Origin of the sequence: Comamonas sediminis (assembly GCF_041107495.1) — a bacterium.
GTDB lineage: Bacteria > Pseudomonadota > Gammaproteobacteria > Burkholderiales > Burkholderiaceae_C > Comamonas > Comamonas sediminis.
Genome location: NZ_JBGBDC010000015.1, coordinates 1 through 17806, shown reverse-complemented (window position 1 = coordinate 17806; position 17806 = coordinate 1). Strand labels below are relative to the sequence as shown.

General features: G+C 61.0%; 13 protein-coding genes and 2 tRNA genes. All 15 read left to right on the top strand.

What is annotated here, in order from left to right; translation table 11 throughout:
- Positions 1-141 (top strand): EF-Tu C-terminal domain-related protein (locus AB7A72_RS23675; protein ID WP_455423821.1); only part of this gene is annotated, 141 nt, incomplete at its 5' end.
- A gap of 13 nt (positions 142-154) precedes the next feature.
- Positions 155-230, top strand: a tRNA-Trp gene (locus tag AB7A72_RS23670).
- Positions 231-319: 89 nt separating this feature from the next.
- Entirely contained in the window at positions 320-703 is a 384-nt protein-coding gene (gene secE, locus AB7A72_RS23665; protein ID WP_239810338.1) for a preprotein translocase subunit SecE, read from the top strand.
- Positions 703-1296: a transcription termination/antitermination protein NusG gene (gene nusG / locus AB7A72_RS23660; protein ID WP_021025390.1), complete on the top strand. Its 594-nt coding sequence runs from the start codon at positions 703-705 to the stop codon at positions 1294-1296. Before secE ends, nusG begins: the two co-directional genes overlap by 1 nt.
- Positions 1297-1397: 101 nt before the next feature.
- Positions 1398-1829, top strand: coding sequence for a 50S ribosomal protein L11 (gene rplK / locus AB7A72_RS23655; protein WP_312531197.1), 432 nt, complete (start codon positions 1398-1400; stop codon positions 1827-1829).
- 1 nt (position 1830) lies between these two features.
- Complete coding sequence (gene rplA / locus AB7A72_RS23650; protein WP_239810339.1) at positions 1831-2526, top strand: 50S ribosomal protein L1; 696 nt, start codon at positions 1831-1833, stop codon at positions 2524-2526.
- A 243-nt stretch (positions 2527-2769) separates the two neighbouring features.
- Positions 2770-3288: a 50S ribosomal protein L10 gene (rplJ, locus tag AB7A72_RS23645; protein ID WP_230773211.1), complete on the top strand. Its 519-nt coding sequence runs from the start codon at positions 2770-2772 to the stop codon at positions 3286-3288.
- A 37-nt stretch (positions 3289-3325) separates the two neighbouring features.
- A complete protein-coding gene (rplL, locus tag AB7A72_RS23640) occupies positions 3326-3700 on the top strand; it encodes a 50S ribosomal protein L7/L12 (RefSeq protein WP_230773212.1) in 375 nt (124 codons plus the stop codon).
- A gap of 270 nt (positions 3701-3970) precedes the next feature.
- Positions 3971-8083: a DNA-directed RNA polymerase subunit beta gene (gene rpoB, locus AB7A72_RS23635; protein WP_312836584.1), complete on the top strand. Its 4113-nt coding sequence runs from the start codon at positions 3971-3973 to the stop codon at positions 8081-8083.
- Between the two features lie 19 nt (positions 8084-8102).
- Positions 8103-12326 (top strand): DNA-directed RNA polymerase subunit beta', encoded by a 4224-nt coding sequence (gene rpoC / locus AB7A72_RS23630; RefSeq protein WP_239810341.1) that lies wholly within the window; start codon positions 8103-8105, stop codon positions 12324-12326.
- A 311-nt stretch (positions 12327-12637) separates the two neighbouring features.
- Entirely contained in the window at positions 12638-14047 is a 1410-nt protein-coding gene (gene rsmB, locus AB7A72_RS23625) for a 16S rRNA (cytosine(967)-C(5))-methyltransferase RsmB (protein ID WP_369461312.1), read from the top strand.
- A gap of 10 nt (positions 14048-14057) precedes the next feature.
- Entirely contained in the window at positions 14058-14654 is a 597-nt protein-coding gene (locus AB7A72_RS23620) for a DUF4390 domain-containing protein (RefSeq protein ID WP_239810343.1), read from the top strand.
- Between the two features lie 20 nt (positions 14655-14674).
- A complete protein-coding gene (locus AB7A72_RS23615; protein ID WP_369461313.1) occupies positions 14675-16942 on the top strand; it encodes a sensor histidine kinase in 2268 nt (755 codons plus the stop codon).
- A 39-nt stretch (positions 16943-16981) separates the two neighbouring features.
- Positions 16982-17677, top strand: a complete 696-nt coding sequence (locus AB7A72_RS23610; protein WP_239810344.1) for a response regulator — start codon at positions 16982-16984, stop codon at positions 17675-17677.
- A gap of 52 nt (positions 17678-17729) precedes the next feature.
- Positions 17730-17805 (top strand) — tRNA-Phe (locus tag AB7A72_RS23605).
- The last annotated feature ends 1 nt before the right edge of the window (position 17806 follow it).

Genomic DNA, 17806 nt, shown 5'->3' with positions numbered 1-17806 from the left:
GAAATGGTTATGCCTGGCGACAACGTGTCGATCACCGTCAAGCTGATCAACCCCATCGCTATGGAAGAAGGTCTGCGCTTCGCTATCCGCGAAGGCGGCCGTACCGTGGGCGCTGGCGTGGTTGCCAAGATCATTGCGTAAGTATTGATTTCGTAGGGGTATAGCTCAATTGGCAGAGCGTCGGTCTCCAAAACCGAAGGTTGTAGGTTCGATTCCTACTGCCCCTGCCACTGAATAAGTGGTCAACCAAGCCCGCCTGATTACAAGGCGGGCTTCGGCGTCTTGAGTGACGCCTATTTTCCATCTCTGAATTGTCGACATGGCTGCTACACAAGTTGAAACTGTTAGTTCTGGTGCGGACAAGCTCAAGCTGTTCGCTGTAGCTGCATTGGTCATCGCCGGTATCGCCGGCTTTTACCTGTTGGCCAAACAAGGTGCGGTTGCCCAGTGGGCCGTGCTGATTGTGGCCCTGATTGCGGCGGTCACCGTTTTTCTGGTGTCTGAACCAGGTAAGCAATTTGTTGGTTTTGCCAAGGACTCCTGGCGTGAAGTCAAGAAGGTTGTCTGGCCTTCGCGTAAAGAGACGCTGCAGATGACCGCTTACGTGTTTGCGTTTGTGGTCATCATGTCTTTGTTCTTGTGGATGACTGATAAAACGCTGGAATGGGTCTTGTACGACCTGGTTCTGGGCTGGAGGAAGTAATGTCGAACACGGACGAAACAACCAACACAGGCGCTGAGGCGCCTATGAGTGCTGCTAATCCCGATCTGCGCTGGTACATCGTGCATGCCTACTCGGGCATGGAGAAGGCCGTTGAGCGCAACATCCTGGAGCGCATTCACCGCTCGGACATGCAAAGCAAGTTCGGCCGCATTCTGGTGCCTACTGAGGAAGTGGTGGAAGTGCGCAATGGTCAGAAAAAGACCACCGAGCGCCGCCTGTTCCCGGGCTATGTGTTTGTCGAGATGGTCATGGACGACGACACCTGGCACTTGGTCAAGCACACCAGCAAGGTGACGGGCTTTGTCGGCGGCGCCAAGAACCGTCCGGCGCCGATCTCCGAAGCAGAAGTTCAGAAGATCGTTCTGCAGATGGAAGAGGGCTCGGACAAGCCACGCCACAAGATCGAATTCACCGTCGGCGAATTCATCCGCGTCAAGGAAGGTCCGTTCACGGACTTCAACGGATCGGTCGAAGAAGTAAACTACGAAAAGAGTCGACTTCGCGTTTCTGTTATGATCTTTGGCCGTTCAACTCCGGTTGAGCTGGAATTTGCGCAGGTTGAAAAAACCTGATTGATTTTCATGCACTTACGGACTCGGTGCCTAAACAGAGTCTTAACCTCGGGGAGCCCGCGCTATGCAGTGCGGGCGTTTTTACCCGTAAGGAGCTATAAATGGCAAAGAAAATTGTCGGCTTCATCAAGCTGCAAGTGCCAGCTGGTAAAGCCAATCCATCGCCACCCATTGGTCCAGCGCTGGGTCAACGTGGTCTTAACATCATGGAATTCTGCAAGGCGTTCAACGCCCAGACCCAAGGTGTTGAGCCAGGTCTGCCACTGCCTGTGGTGATCACCGCTTTCGCGGACAAGAGCTTCACGTTCGTCATCAAGACCCCACCCGCAACGGTGCTGATCAAGAAGGCGATCAAGCTGGACAAGGGTTCTTCGAGCCCTCTGGCCACCAAGGTCGGCAAGATCACCCGCGCTCAGCTGGAAGAGATCGCCAAGACCAAGCTGAAGGACATGAACGCTGCTGACGTTGACGCCGCTGTGCGCACGCTGGCTGGTTCCGCCCGTTCGATGGGCGTTACGGTGGAGGGCCTCTAAGATGGCAAAGTTGACCAAGAAGCAAAAAGCCCTGCAAGGCAAGGTGGACACCACCAAGCTGTACGCATTCGCTGATGCAGTGGCGCTCGTGAAGGACGCCGCTACGGCCAAGTTTGATGAATCCATCGACGTGGCTATCCAGCTGGGCGTGGACGCCAAGAAGTCGGACCAAGTGGTTCGTGGCGCTGTCGTGCTGCCTAACGGCACCGGCAAGACCACCCGCGTGGCCGTGTTCGCACAAGGCGCCAAGGCTGAAGAAGCCAAGGCCGCTGGTGCCGATATCGTGGGTATGGACGAGCTGGCCGCGATGGTCAAGGCTGGTGACATGCCTTTCGACATCGTGATCGCTGCGCCTGACGCCATGCGTATCGTTGGTACCCTGGGTCAAATCCTGGGCCCACGCGGTCTGATGCCTAACCCCAAGGTGGGCACCGTGACGCCCGACGTCGCTACGGCTGTGAAGAACGCCAAGGCAGGTCAGGTGCAGTTCCGCGTTGACAAGGCTGGTATCGTTCACTCGACCATCGGCCGCCGTTCGTTCGAGAACGACAAGCTCCAGGGCAACCTGGCTGCGCTGATCGACGCTCTGAACAAGGCAAAGCCAGCTACCAGCAAGGGTCTGTACCTGCGCAAGGTGGCGGTGTCGTCGACGATGGGTATCGGCGTGCGCGTCGATGCACAGTCCATCGCAGCGTAATTGCTAAAAAAATCGTCAGACCGGTGCTTGCACCGGTCTGGTGTGGTGGGCTGGCAAGGGGTTTTGAGAAAAACGCCATGCCAGGCCATCCAAGACCGTTGGTGTGATTGGATCACTTAAATCTTTTTGCCAACGCAGATGGCGATCCCGCTGCAGATGGATGAATTTCCAAAACAGTTGGTCGCTGCAACAAGAGCGCGCATGAGGGGCTCGCCCCGATTTGCGCATTTGAAGGAGTAGACCTTGAGTCTGAATCGCAGTGAGAAAGAAGCGGTCATCAATGAAGTGACCAGCCTCGCCGCTAAAGCTCAAACGCTTGTGTTCGCGGAATACCGCGGCATCACGGTCGCTGACATGACGAAGCTGCGTGTGGAAGCACGCAAGCAAGGCGTGACGCTGAGTGTTCTCAAGAACACCCTGGCTCGTCGCGCTGTTGCTGGTAGCAGCTTTGAAGTGGTGGCTGACCAGATGACCGGCCCGCTGATCTACGGTTTCTCTGAAGATGCAATCGCCGCCGCCAAGGTGGTGGCCGATTTCGCGAAGACCAACGATAAGTTGGTGATTCGCGGTGGTGCATTCGAAGGAAAGGCGTTGGACGCTAACAGCGTTAAGCAACTGGCAAGCGTGCCTTCCAAGGAAGTGCTGCTGGCCCAATTGTGTGGCTTGCTCATGTCGCCAATCTCGCGTACGGCCGTTGTGCTGGGCGCACTGGCGGCCAAAAAGGGCGAAGGCGCAGAAGTCGCCGAAGCCGCTGCAGCTTAAGCGCGGCAAAACCAACCGATATATTTAGGAAATCAAAATGGCATTCGATAAAGACGCATTCTTGACCTCCCTGGACAGCATGACTGTTCTGGAACTGAACGACCTGGTCAAGGCAATTGAAGAAAAGTTTGGCGTGAGCGCTGCTGCTATGGCCGCTCCTGCTGCTGGTGGTGGCGGTGGCGCTGCTGCTGCTGAAGAAAAGACCGAGTTCAACCTGGTGCTGCTGGAAGCCGGCGCTAACAAGGTTGGCGTGATCAAGGCCGTGCGTGAAATCACTGGTCTGGGTCTGAAGGAAGCCAAGGACATGGTCGACGGCGCTCCTAAGGTTCTGAAGGAAGCTATGCCTAAGGCTGACGCTGACGCAGCTGCCAAGAAGCTGACCGAAGCTGGTGCAAAGGCTGAACTCAAGTAATTGAGGGCTTTTTCAAGGCTGGAGTACCCGAAAAGGTGCTCCAGCCTTTGGCGCTTCTGGAATCTCGTTCGCTAGAGCACACCAAAAACTGGCCGTAGATGGCTGATTTTTAGTGTTTTCTAACATCCGACACTAGAAAACCCCTTGGTTCGGGTGGTGTGCAATGCACCACCGTCTGCCATGGTTGGTAGTGGCCAACCCACCAAGCTGCAACCCCGTCACAGGGGTGTCGTCGAAGACCCAGGACTCATGTCTTTGCCCGGAGATCTCATGGCCTATTCTTACACCGAACGCAAGCGAATCCGCAAAAGTTTCGGCAGCCGCGATAGCGTGCTCGAAGTGCCTTACCTGCTGCAAATGCAAAAAGATGCTTACACCGCATTTTTGCAAGCAGACTCGGCCCCCAAAAAGCGTACTGATGAAGGCTTGCAAGCTGCCTTCAACTCGGCTTTCCCCATCGTCTCGCACAACGGTTTTGTGGAGATGAAGTTTGTCGAGTACAACCTCGCCAGGCCCGCTTTCGACGTGCGCGAATGCCAGACCCGTGGTCTGACCTTCTCGTCCGCTGTGCGCGCCAAGGTGCAGTTGATCATCTATGACCGTGAATCCTCCACGCCCCAGTCCAAGGTGGTCAAGGAAGTGAAGGAGCAGGAAGTCTACATGGGCGAAGTGCCCCTGATGACGGACAAAGGTTCATTCATTGTCAATGGTACCGAGCGTGTGATCGTCTCGCAGCTGCACCGCTCGCCAGGTGTGTTCTTTGAACACGACAAGGGCAAGACGCACAGCTCGGGCAAGCTGCTGTTCTCGGCACGCATCATCCCTTACCGCGGCTCCTGGCTGGACTTCGAGTTCGACCCCAAGGACCTGCTGTTCTTCCGTGTGGACCGCCGCCGCAAGATGCCGGTGTCGATTCTGCTCAAGGCCATCGGCATGACGCCCGAGTCCATCCTGGCGACGTTCTACGAGAACGACAACTTCCGCCTGATGGACAGCGGCGCGCAAATGGAATTTGTGGCTGACCGCCTCAAGGGTGAAGTCGCGCGCTTTGACATCACCGACAAGTCGGGCAAGGTGGTTGTGGCCAAGGACAAGCGCATCACCGCGCGCCACACCCGCGAGATGGAGCAATCGGGCACCAAGTTCATCAGCGTGCCTGAAGACTTCCTGCTCGGCCGCGTCGCTGCCAAGAACATCGTTGACCCTGACACCGGTGAAATCATCGCCAAGGCCAACGAAGAGATGACCGAAGCGCTGCTCAAAAAGCTGCGCTCCGCCGGCATCCAGGATCTGGCTTGCATCTACACCAACGAACTGAGCCACGGCGCCTACATCTCGCAGACCCTGCGCACCGATGAAACCGCTGACGAGTTCGCGGCACGCGTTGCCATCTACCGCATGATGCGCCCTGGTGAGCCTCCCACCGAGGACGCCGTGCAGGCGCTGTTCCAGCGTTTGTTCTACAACGAAGACACCTACGATCTGTCGCGTGTCGGCCGTATGAAGTTCAACGCCAAGATCGGCCGCGACACCCCGACCGGTCCCATGGTGCTGTCCAACGAAGACATCCTCGAAGTCGTGAAGATCCTGGTGGATCTGCGCAACGGCAAGGGTGAAGTCGATGACATCGACCACCTGGGCAACCGCCGCGTGCGTTGCGTGGGCGAGCTGGCCGAAAACCAGTACCGCACCGGTCTGGCACGTATCGAAAAGGCTGTGAAGGAGCGTCTGGGCCAGGCTGAGCAAGAGCCCCTGATGCCGCACGACCTGATCAACAGCAAGCCGATCTCGGCCGCCCTGAAGGAATTCTTCGGCGCCTCGCAGCTGTCGCAGTTCATGGACCAGACCAACCCGCTGGCTGAAATCACGCACAAGCGCCGTGTTTCCGCTCTGGGCCCAGGTGGTCTGACCCGCGAACGCGCAGGCTTCGAAGTGCGTGACGTGCACGTGACCCACTACGGCCGCGTCTGCCCGATCGAAACGCCTGAAGGTCCGAACATCGGTCTGATCAACTCGCTGGCTCTGTACGCGCGTCTGAACGAGTACGGTTTCATCGAAACCCCTTACCGTCGCGTGATCGATGGCAAGGTGACCGACCAGATGGACTACCTGTCGGCCATCGAAGAAGGCAAGTACGTGATCGCGCAGGCCAATGCCGAGCTCGACGCCGAAGGCCGCCTGACCGGTGACCTGGTCTCTGCCCGTGAAAACGGTGAATCGACCCTGCTGTCCGCCGAGCGCGTGCAGTACATGGACGTGTCGCCCGCACAGATCGTGTCGGTGGCTGCGTCGCTGATTCCGTTCCTGGAACACGATGACGCGAACCGCGCATTGATGGGTGCCAACATGTCGCGCCAGGCCGTGCCTGTGCTGCGCCCTGAAAAGCCCATGGTCGGTACCGGTATCGAGCGCGTTGCTGCGGTCGACTCGGGCACCGTCGTGACGGCCACCCGTGGCGGTATCGTCGACTACGTGGACGCGACCCGTATCGTGATCCGTGTGAACGACGAAGAAGCCGTGGCCGGTGAAGTGGGTGTGGACATCTACAACCTCATCAAGTACCAGCGTTCCAACCAGAACACCAACATCCACCAGCGTCCTGTGGTTCGCCGCGGCGACAAGCTGGCCAAGGGTGACGTGATTGCGGACGGCGCATCGACCGACCTGGGCGAAATCGCCATTGGTCAGAACATGCTGATCGCCTTCATGACCTGGAACGGCTACAACTTCGAAGACTCGATCCTGATCTCCGAACGCGTGGTGGCGGAAGACCGCTACACCTCGATCCACATCGAGGAACTGGTGGTGATGGCCCGCGACACCAAGCTCGGTGCCGAGGAAATCACGCGCGACATCCCGAACCTGTCCGAGCAGCAACTCAACCGTCTGGACGAGTCCGGCATCATCTACGTGGGTGCAGAAGTGCAACCCGGCGATGTGCTGGTGGGCAAGGTCACGCCAAAGGGCGAGACCACGCTGACCCCGGAAGAGAAGCTGCTGCGTGCCATCTTCGGCGAGAAGGCGTCCGACGTGAAGGACACCTCGCTGCGCGTGGACCAGGGCTCGCAAGGTACCGTGATCGATGTGCAGGTCTTCACCCGTGAAGGCATCCAGCGCGACAAGCGCGCCCAGCAGATCATCGACGACGAACTCAAGCGTTTCCGTCTGGACCTGAACGACCAGCTGCGTATTGTGGAAGCCGATGCGTTTGACCGTATCGCCAAGCTGCTCAACGGCCGCGTGGCCAATGGCGGCCCGCAAAAGCTGGCCAAGGGCACCAAGATCGACAAGGCCTATCTGGACGGCGTGGAGAAGTTCCACTGGTTCGATATCCGCCCAGCCGAAGACGACGTCGCAGCCCAGCTGGAGTCCATCAAGAACTCCATCGAGCAGCAACGCCACAACTTCGACCTGGCTTTCGAAGAAAAGCGCAAGAAGCTCACGCAAGGCGACGAGCTGCCTGCTGGCGTGCTCAAGATGGTCAAGGTCTACCTGGCCGTCAAGCGCCGTCTGCAGCCTGGCGACAAGATGGCCGGCCGTCACGGTAACAAGGGTGTGGTCTCCAAGATCGTGCCGGTGGAAGACATGCCTTTCATGGCCGATGGCACCACCGCCGACATCGTGCTGAACCCGCTGGGCGTGCCTTCGCGCATGAACATCGGTCAGGTGCTGGAAGTCCACCTGGGCTGGGCCGGCAAGGGCCTGGGCCAGCGTATCGGTGACATGCTGCAGGCCGAAGCCCGTGCCGCTGAAGTGCGCTCCTTCCTGGAAGAGGTGTACAACAGCCGCGGCCGCAAGGAAGACCTCAAGCAACTGTCCGATGAGCAGATCATGTTCATGGCGGAAAACCTGAAGAACGGCGTGCCTTTCGCAACGCCCGTGTTCGACGGTGCTTCCGAGCAGGAAATCAAGGACATGCTCAAGCTGGCGTACCCGGATGACATCCAGGCACGCAAGGGTCTGACCGAGCCACGCACCCAGGCTTACCTGTATGACGGCCGCACCGGTGAGCGCTTCGAGCGCCCCACCACCATCGGCTACATGCACTACCTGAAGCTGCACCACTTGGTCGACGACAAGATGCACGCCCGCTCCACTGGTCCTTACTCGCTGGTGACGCAACAACCTCTGGGCGGTAAGGCCCAGTTCGGTGGTCAGCGTTTCGGTGAAATGGAAGTGTGGGCGCTGGAAGCGTATGGCGCCGCCTATGTGCTGCAGGAAATGCTGACCGTGAAGTCCGATGACGTGGTGGGCCGTACCAAGGTGTACGAATCCATCGTCAAGGGCGAACACGCCATCGAAGCCGGCATGCCGGAGTCGTTCAATGTGCTGGTCAAGGAAATCCGTTCCCTGGGCCTGGACATCGAACTGGAACGTTCTTAATTGAAGGGGGAAAGAGTCTATGAAATCGCTACTCGACCTGTTCAAACAATTTACGCCTGATGAGCATTTCGATGCCATCAAAATCGGCCTGGCTTCGCCCGAAAAGATCCGTTCGTGGTCTTTCGGCGAAGTGAAGAAGCCCGAGACCATCAACTACCGTACCTTCAAGCCCGAGCGCGATGGTCTGTTCTGCGCCAAGATCTTTGGCCCGATCAAGGACTACGAATGCCTGTGCGGCAAGTACAAGCGCTTGAAGCACCGCGGTGTGATCTGCGAGAAGTGCGGCGTTGAAGTCACGCAGACCAAGGTGCGCCGCGAGCGCATGGGTCACATCGACCTGGCCGCGCCTTGCGCCCATATCTGGTTCCTCAAGTCCCTGCCTTCGCGCCTGGGCCTGGTGCTGGACATGACTTTGCGCGACATCGAACGCGTGCTGTACTTCGAAGCCTACGTGGTGACCGACCCCGGCATGACCCCGCTGAAGAAGTTCAGCATCATGTCGGAAGACGAGTACGACAAGAACGTCGAAGAGTACGGTGATGAATTCGTAGCCAAGATGGGCGCCGAAGGCATCAAGGACCTGCTCGAAGGCATCGAGATCGATGCGGAAATCGAGCGCCTGCGCAACGACCTGACCGGCTCCGAAGTCAAGGTCAAGAAGAACGCCAAACGCCTGAAGCTGCTCGAAGCGTTCAAGAAGTCCGGCATCAAGCCCGGTTGGATGGTGATGGAAGTGCTGCCTGTGCTGCCTCCCGATCTGCGTCCACTGGTGCCGCTGGACGGCGGCCGCTTTGCGACCTCCGACCTGAACGACCTGTACCGCCGCGTCATCAACCGTAACTCGCGTCTGCGCCGCCTGCTGGAGCTGAAGGCTCCAGAGATCATTGCCCGCAATGAAAAGCGCATGCTGCAAGAAGCGGTCGACTCGCTGCTGGACAACGGCCGCCGTGGCAAGGCCATGACCGGCGCGAACAAGCGTGCCCTCAAGTCGCTGGCCGACATGATCAAGGGCAAGAGCGGTCGTTTCCGCCAGAACTTGCTGGGCAAGCGCGTCGACTACTCCGGTCGTTCCGTGATTACCGTGGGCCCAACGCTCAAGCTGCACCAGTGCGGTCTGCCCAAGCTGATGGCGCTGGAGCTGTTCAAGCCTTTCATCTTCGCGCAGCTCGAAGCGCGTGGCATCGCCACGACCATCAAGGCCGCCAAGAAGGAAGTGGAAACCGGCACCCCCGTGGTGTGGGACATCCTGGAAGAGGTGATCCGCGAGCATCCGATCATGCTCAACCGCGCACCTACGCTGCACCGTCTGGGTATCCAGGCGTTCGAGCCTATCCTGATCGAAGGCAAGGCCCTGCAACTGCACCCGCTGGTTTGCGCGGCATTCAACGCTGACTTCGACGGTGACCAGATGGCTGTTCACGTGCCGCTGTCGGTGGAAGCACAGATGGAAGCCCGCACCCTGATGCTGGCCTCCAACAACGTGCTGTTCCCCGCTTCGGGCGAACCCTCGATCGTTCCTTCTCAAGACGTGGTGCTGGGCCTGTACCAGGCCACCCGCGAGAAGATCAACGGCAAGGGCGAAGGCATGGTGTTCTCCGACATCGGCGAAGTGCAACGCGCACTGGATGCCGAGCAAGTCGAGCGCGCCACCAAGATCAGCGTGCGTCTGACCGAGTGGAACAAGAACAAGGCCTCCGGTGAGTTCGAGCCGACGACCAAGCTGGTGGAAACCACCGTTGGCCGCGCCCTGCTGTCCGAGATTCTGCCCAAGGGTATGCCTTTCTCTTCGATCAACAAGACGTTGAAGAAGAAGGAAATCTCCAAGCTGATCAACATCTCGTTCCGCAAGTGCGGTCTGAAGGAAACCGTGGTGTTCGCCGACAAGCTGCTGCAAAACGGCTTCCGTCTGGCAACGCGCTCCGGTATCTCGATCGCCATCGGCGACATGCTGGTGCCACCGCAAAAGGCCGAGATCATCGCCCGCTCCGAAGCGGAAGTGAAGGAAATCGAGCAGCAGTACGTCTCCGGTCTGGTCACCGCTGGCGAGCGCTACAACAAGGTGGTGGACATCTGGGGCAAGGCCGGTGACGAAGTCTCCAAGGTCATGATGGCCCAGCTGGCCAAGGAAAAGGTCATTGACCGCCATGGCAAGGAAGTCGATCAGGAATCGTTCAACGCGATTTACATGATGGCCGACTCCGGCGCCCGTGGCTCGGCCGCACAGATCCGCCAGCTGGCGGGTATGCGTGGTCTGATGGCCAAGCCTGACGGCTCGATCATCGAGACCCCCATCACGGCGAACTTCCGTGAAGGTCTGAACGTGTTGCAGTACTTCATCTCCACCCACGGTGCCCGTAAGGGTCTGGCGGATACGGCGCTGAAGACGGCCAACTCCGGCTACCTGACGCGCCGTCTGGTGGACGTGACGCAGGATCTGGTCATCACCGAGCTCGACTGCGGCACGCACAACGGCACGTTGATGCGCGCTGTGGTCGAAGGCGGTGAAGTGATCGAGTCGCTGCGCGACCGTATCCTGGGCCGTACCGCTGCGGACGAAGTGCTGCACCCTGAGACCCGCGCCCTGTTGGCCAAGGCTGGCGATCTGTTCGACGAAGACCTGATCGAAGAGCTGGAAGCTGCTGGTGTGGACGAAGTGAAGGTGCGCACGGCACTGACCTGCGAAACCCGCTTCGGTCTGTGCGCCACTTGCTACGGCCGCGACCTGGGCCGTGGCGGCCTGATCAACCTCGGCGAAGCCGTCGGTGTGATCGCTGCCCAGTCCATCGGTGAGCCTGGCACGCAGCTGACCATGCGTACGTTCCACATCGGTGGTGCGGCGTCGCGTGCGGCAGTGGCCTCCAGCGTGGAAGCCAAGTCCAACGGTATCGTGGGCTTCAATCCACAGATGCGCTATGTGACCAACAACAAGGGCGAACTGGTCGTGATTTCCCGCTCCGGCGAAATCGTGATCCAGGACGAGTACGGCCGCGAGCGTGAGCGTCACAAGATGCCTTACGGTGCAACGCTGTCGATCAAGCCTGATCAGCAGATCAAGGCAGGTACCGTGTTGGCCAACTGGGATCCGCTGACCCGCCCGATCATTACCGAATACGCCGGTCAGGTGAAGTTCGAGAATGTCGAAGAAGGTCTGACGGTGGCCAAGCAGGTCGACGAAGTGACCGGTCTGTCCACCCTGGTGGTGATCGATCCGAAGCACCGTGGCTCTGCCAAGGTGGTGCGTCCGCAGGTCAAGCTGGCAGATGCCAACGGCCAGGAAGTCAAGATTCCTGGTACCGACCACGCGGTGACGATCGGCTTCCAGGTCGGCGCTCTGCTGCAGGTGCGCGATGGCCAGGAAGTGGGCCCCGGCGAAGTGCTGGCCCGTATCCCGATGGAAGGCCAGAAGACCCGCGACATTACCGGTGGTCTGCCACGTGTGGCCGAGCTGTTCGAAGCCCGTACGCCGAAGGACAAGGGCGCGCTGGCCGAGATGACCGGTACCGTGTCCTACGGCAAGGAAACCAAGGGCAAGGTGCGCCTGCAGATCACCGATCTGGAAGGCAAGGTCTGGGAAGAGCTGGTTCCCAAGGAACGCAACATCCTGGTGCACGAAGGCCAGGTGGTCAACAAGGGCGAGCTGATCGTCGACGGCCCAGCCGATCCGCAGGACATCCTGCGCCTGCTGGGTATCGAAGAGCTCTCGCGCTACATCGTGGACGAAGTGCAGGACGTGTACCGCTTGCAGGGCGTGAAGATCAACGACAAGCACATCGAGGTGATCGTTCGCCAGATGCTGCGCCGCGTGGTCATCGAAGCCCCGGGTGATACCTCCTACATCCAGGGTGAGCAGGTCGAGCGCTCCGAAGTGCTCAACACCAACGAAGCTGCACTGCGCGATGGCAAGATCCCTGCGGTCTACTCCAACGTGTTGCTGGGTATCACCAAGGCTTCGCTGTCGACCGACTCCTTCATCTCGGCCGCTTCCTTCCAGGAAACGACCCGCGTGCTGACCGAGGCTGCCATCATGGGCAAGCGCGACGAGCTGCGTGGCCTGAAGGAAAACGTCATCGTGGGTCGTCTGATCCCCGCTGGTACCGGTCTGGCTTACCACCAGGCGCGCAAGGCCAAGGACGAAATGGACGAGGCCGAGCGCCGCGCGATCGCCGATGCGGAAGCGGCCGAGCTGGCCGGTGTGTCCGAAGAAGCCGCTGCGGACACCGCTGCAGACCCTGCTGCTGACTAAGCCGCCGCTGCCTGACTGGTGCAAGCCAGTCAGGTCCGGCGTGGACCGTCAGCACCTGCCTTGACCAGGTTCTTTGCAAGACCCGTAATTTCGCGCCGCGGAATTACGGGTTTTTTATTGCCTCACTTCCGGCTCGCCCCGATGATGGCCCTGTGCCAAGCCCCCAACCGCCCGCGCATCCGGCGCCGGGCCGGGTGTTTCGCACAGTGTCTTTACCAGGCCTGCTCTGCCCGCGCAGAGGCTGCCTGGGGCATATCGATTAGTATTCCTTTTGTACCGCAGCGGCACCCAGGCCTTTGTACTCCCCCGGCATGAACCCATCTTCCCGTCCACGACAACCCTCCCGGGCCGCCACGGCAGCCACCCCCAACCCAGGCCCCAGCCTGTCCGCCCAGCTGGTGGCGGTGGCGCGCGCCTTGCAGGAAGTGCGCCAGGGCCAATCGGCCCGTGCCGTGCTGGGCGGCGTAGAGCCCGCGCTGCGCGCCGGCGTGCAGGCCCTGTTGATGGATGTGCTGCGCGTGCTGGGCACCGCAGAAGCCGTGCGTGCCGAGCTGGCCCCGCGCAAGCCCGCCAGCGCGGTCGATGCCCTGCTGTGCACGGCGCTGGCACTGTTGTTGCCCGAGGTGCCGCGCTACGACGCGTTCACCGTCGTGAACCAGGCGGTGGATGCCGCCAAGAAGCGCTCGGCCACCAAGTCGCAATCGGCGTTCATCAACGGCTGCCTGCGCAGCTTCCTGCGTGAGCGCGATGATTTGCTGCGTGCCGTGGCCCAGGAGCCGGTGGCGCAATTCAACCACCCGCAGTGGTGGCTCAAGCGCCTGCAGCAGGACTATCCGCAGGACTGGCAGGCCATCGTGGCCGCCAACAATGCGCAGGCCCCGATGGCCTTGCGCGTGAACCTGCAGCGCTGCAGCCGCGCCGGCTACCTGGCGCTGCTCGATGACGCGGGCATCGAGGCCGTTGTCGGCGTGGGTGAGGCCGGCCTGGTGCTGGCGCGTGGGGTGCCGGTCGATCAGCTGCCGCAGTTTGCGCAAGGCTGGGTGTCGGTGCAGGACAGCGCCGCCCAGATGGCCGCGCCGCTGCTGCTCGATGGCTTGCAGCCGCACGATGGCCGCGCGCTGCATGTGCTCGATGCCTGCGCCGCACCCGGCGGCAAGACAGCGCATCTGCTGGAGTGCGCCACGGCCCGGCGGCCCATCGACATGGTGGCGCTGGAGATCGACGCCAAGCGCGCCGAACGCATTGGCGACACCTTGGCGCGGCTGGCGTTGCAGGCCGATGTGGTGGTGGCCAGCGGCAGCGACGTGCCCAGCTGGCTGCCGGCGGTGCAGGCGCGCCACGGAATGCAGCAATTTGATGCAATTTTGTTGGACGCGCCGTGCTCGGCCTCCGGCATCGTCCGCCGCCAGCCCGATGTGCGCTGGCTGCGCCGCTCCACCGACATTGCGCAGCTCGCGGAGATCCAGCGCACGTTGCTGGATGCGCTGTGGCCGCTGGTCGTTCCTGGCGGCCGGCTGCTGTACTGCACCTGTTCGGTCTTCCATGAGGAGGGCGAGGACCAGGTGGCGCAGTTCCTCGGCCGCCATGCGGATGCCCAACGGCTGCCGGCGCCAGGGCATTTGTTGCCACAGTTGCGCGAGCCCGGTCACAATAGCCTGGGCAGCCTGGCGCGCGACCACGACGGTTTCTACTACGCGCTGCTGCACAAGCCGCCTCGTTGAGCCCGTCCGTATGCGATTGATCCACCACTTTCTTCTTGCGCTGGTGCTGTGCTTTGCTGCAGCGGTGCCGGCCATCGCGTCGGACCATGAGAAAAAGGTCGAGCTGCAGCTGGTGCGCAATGCCGAGGGCGCCTTTGCCACCGTCGCGCTGCAGTTTGCGCTGCCCGACCAGATCGACGATGCATTGAACAAGGGCGTAGCGCTGTACTTTGTGCAGGAGGCCGAGATCATCTCCGAGCGCTGGTACTGGCGCGACAAGACCGTCAAGAAAACCGCCCGCTACCTGCGCGTGAGCTACCAGCCGCTGACGCGGCGCTGGCGCCTGCATGTCTCCAGCATGCCGCTGACCGATGCCGCTGCGGTGACATCGCTGGGCCAGAGTTTTGACAGCCTCGACGAGGTGATGCTGGTGGTCAAGCGCGTGCGCAACTGGAAGATCGCCAGCGCCGACGAACTCTCCAGCGACGTGGACTACCTCGTCAAGTTCAATTTCAGGCTCGACAGCAGCCAGTTGCCGCGCATCTTCCAGTTCGCGCCGTTCAGCAATGACGGCCTGAACCTGCAGATCAAAAGCCAGCTGCCGCTGCCGGAGGCAAGCGCGCCGTGAAAATCGAAAAGACATCGTCGATGCGCGTGGCCTACACGCCCAGCCGTGCGCGCTGGTCGGTGATCGTGGGCCTGTCGGCCATGATCGGCATTGGCCTGGTGCTGCTCTTCTTGCTGTCTTTCGCCACCAACAATCGGGTGCTGTACGAGCGCTACTACGGCGTGCTGCTGGGGGTCAACATCGGGGTCGCCTGCGTGCTCAGCATGGTGGTGCTCTGGGGCGTGGCCATCCTGGTGCGGCGCCTGATGGCGCGCCGCTTTGGCAGCAAGCTGCTGCTCAAGCTGGCGGCCACCTTTGCGCTGGTCGGCGTGCTGCCCGGCGTCGTGATCTATTTCGTCTCCTACCAGTTCGTCTCGCGCTCCATCGAGAGCTGGTTCGATGTGAAGGTCGAAGGCGCGCTCGACGCCGGGGTCAACCTCGCACGCATCACGCTCGATACCACCTCCACCGCGATGGCCGAACGCACCCGCACGGCGAGCAGCCAGCTGTCCCAGATATCGGATGCCGCTTCCGGCCTGGTGCTCGAACGCATCAAGGACCAGCTGGGCGCCGATGACGTGGTGCTGTGGTCGGCCAACTCCCAGGCGATTGCCAGCACCGGCCAGTCGCGCTTTGTGCTGAACCCCGAAAAGCCCTCGGCCGCATTGCTGCGTACCGCCACCCAGCAGCAGCGCGCATTTCAGATCGATGGTCTCGAAGAGGTGGCCGACATCAATGGCGCGATCACCGGCGACCCCTCCAAGGTGCGCGTCAAGACGCTGGTGCAGGTCGCCAATGGCGATGTGGGCGTGATCCCTGATGGCCGCTTTCTGCAAGCCACCATGCCACTGCCCGCGGCCTTGGTGATCAATGCCCTCAAAGTCCAAGAGGCCAACCGCGAATACCAGGAGCGCGCGCTGGCACGGGATGGCCTGCGCCGCATGTACATCGGCACGTTGACCCTGAGCCTGTTCCTGGCCGTGTTCGGCGCCGTGGTGCTGGCAGCCTTGCTCGGCAACCAGCTGGTGCGCCCGCTTTTGGTGCTGGCCGAGGGCGTGCGCGAGGTGGCATCGGGCAATCTGCGGCCCAAACCGGTGCTGCCCAGCAAGGACGAGCTGAGCGGCCTGACCCGCTCCTTTGCCGAGATGACGCAGCAGCTGCTCGATGCCCGCCGCGCGGTGGAGCGCGGCATGCGCCAGACCGACGAGGCGCGCCAGAGCCTGCAGACCATTCTGGACAACCTGACGGCCGGCGTCATCGTGCTCGATGCCCAGGGCGTGATCCACTCCAGCAACCCCGGCGCCACGCGCATCTTGCGGGCCCCGCTGGCTGCCTTCGAGGGCCGTCCGCTGCGTGATCTGCCCGGCCTGCAGGCGTTTGCGCAAGCGGTGGACCAGCAGTTTGCCCGCCTGCACGATGTGACCGACGAGCACTACCTGGACCACTGGCAGCAGCCCTATGAACTGCATGGCGACAGCCAGCTGCCCAACCAGAACAGCATCAACCTGGTGGCGCGCGGCGCAACCTTGCCCGACAACCGCCGCCTGCTGGTGTTCGACGACATCTCCGAAATCGTCTCGGCGCAGCGCGCCCAGGCCTGGGGCGAGGTCGCCCGCCGTCTGGCCCACGAGATCAAGAACCCGCTGACACCGATCCAGCTGTCAGCCGAGCGGCTGGAGATCAAGCTGGCCCACAAGCTCGAAGGCCAGGACCAGGCGATTTTGAAAAAGTCTGTGACCACCATCGTCGACCAGGTCGACGCGATGAAGCGGCTGGTCAACGAGTTCCGCGACTACGCGCGCCTGCCCGCCGCCGAGCTGCAGGCCGTGGACCTCAATGCGCTGGTGATGGACGTGCTGCATCTGTATGGCGCGGAAAATGCTGTGATCCCTGTGGAGGCAGAGCTGGACAGCGCGGCTCCACGTATCATGGGCGATGCGCAGCAGTTGCGGCAGGTCATCCACAACTTGCTGCAAAATGCGCAGGATGCAACGCAGCAGGCCTGGGTGGGCAACGAGACATCGGCACCGGCGGTGCGGATCTCCACGCGGTTCAGCAGCAGCAGCAAGCGGGTGCGTTTGACAATTGCTGACTGCGGTTGCGGTTTTCCAGAACATATATTACAAAAGGCGTTTGAGCCCTACGTGACGACCAAGCCCCGGGGCACGGGCTTGGGCTTGGCCGTCGTCAAGAAAATTGCGGACGAGCATGGCGCTCGCGTAGAAATCTCTAATCGAGTCGAGGGGGAAAAAATCTTAGGTGCCCAAGTGTCGTTATCATTCGCTATCGAAAAAGAAGTGATGATTTAAAATAACTCTCACACCTGTTGCACTGGATTTTCAAAAAATATGGCAAATATTCTGGTTGTCGATGACGAATTGGGAATTCGGGACCTCCTGTCGGAGATCCTGAACGATGAGGGCCACAGCGTGGACGTTGCGGAAAACGCCACGCAGGCGCGTTTGGCCCGCAACGAAAGCGGCTACGACCTGGTGCTGCTCGACATCTGGATGCCCGACACCGATGGCGTGTCGCTGCTCAAGGAGTGGTCGATGACCGGCCTGCTGACCATGCCCGTGATCATGATGAGTGGCCACGCCACCATTGATACGGCGGTGGAAGCAACGCGCATTGGCGCGTTCTCTTTTTTGGAAAAGCCCATCACGATGCAGAAGCTGCTCAAGGCAGTCGAGCAGGGCCTGCAGCGCAATGTGCCGGCACCCGCCGCCGCGCCACCGGCTGCCGCTGCGCCGGGCAAGCTGGCGCCGTCTTTCACGCCGACCGGCTACAGCGCCCCGGTGGTTGCCAGCGTGGCCAACGCCGCCTCGGCCGATGCTGCGCCCAACGCCCACCAGGGCTTTGACCTGGACCGGCCGCTGCGCGAAGCCCGCGACGGTTTCGAGAAGGCCTATTTCGAATTCCACCTGGCGCGCGAAGGCGGCTCGATGACCCGCGTGGCAGAGAAGACCGGCCTGGAGCGCACCCACCTGTACCGCAAGCTGCGCCAGCTGGGCGTGGACCTGACGCGCAATAAAAAGCACTGATTTCAGTTTTTTGAAAACGGGCGCTTTTTTTCGGGCTATAATTTCACTTGTGGGCCCGGTAGCTCAGTTGGTAGAGCAGCGGATTGAAAATCCGCGTGTCCGTGGTTCGATTCCGCGCCAGGCCACCAA

Coding starts and splice junctions, on each gene's coding strand:
- secE (WP_239810338.1), top strand. CDS start 320: ATGGCTGCTACACAAGTTGAAACTGTTAGTTCTGGTGCGGACAAGCTC.
- nusG (WP_021025390.1), top strand. CDS start 703: ATGTCGAACACGGACGAAACAACCAACACAGGCGCTGAGGCGCCTATG.
- rplK (WP_312531197.1), top strand. CDS start 1,398: ATGGCAAAGAAAATTGTCGGCTTCATCAAGCTGCAAGTGCCAGCTGGT.
- rplA (WP_239810339.1), top strand. CDS start 1,831: ATGGCAAAGTTGACCAAGAAGCAAAAAGCCCTGCAAGGCAAGGTGGAC.
- rplL (WP_230773212.1), top strand. CDS start 3,326: ATGGCATTCGATAAAGACGCATTCTTGACCTCCCTGGACAGCATGACT.
- rpoB (WP_312836584.1), top strand. CDS start 3,971: ATGGCCTATTCTTACACCGAACGCAAGCGAATCCGCAAAAGTTTCGGC.
- rpoC (WP_239810341.1), top strand. CDS start 8,103: ATGAAATCGCTACTCGACCTGTTCAAACAATTTACGCCTGATGAGCAT.
- rsmB (WP_369461312.1), top strand. CDS start 12,638: ATGAACCCATCTTCCCGTCCACGACAACCCTCCCGGGCCGCCACGGCA.
- AB7A72_RS23620 (WP_239810343.1), top strand. CDS start 14,058: ATGCGATTGATCCACCACTTTCTTCTTGCGCTGGTGCTGTGCTTTGCT.
- AB7A72_RS23615 (WP_369461313.1), top strand. CDS start 14,675: ATGCGCGTGGCCTACACGCCCAGCCGTGCGCGCTGGTCGGTGATCGTG.
- AB7A72_RS23610 (WP_239810344.1), top strand. CDS start 16,982: ATGGCAAATATTCTGGTTGTCGATGACGAATTGGGAATTCGGGACCTC.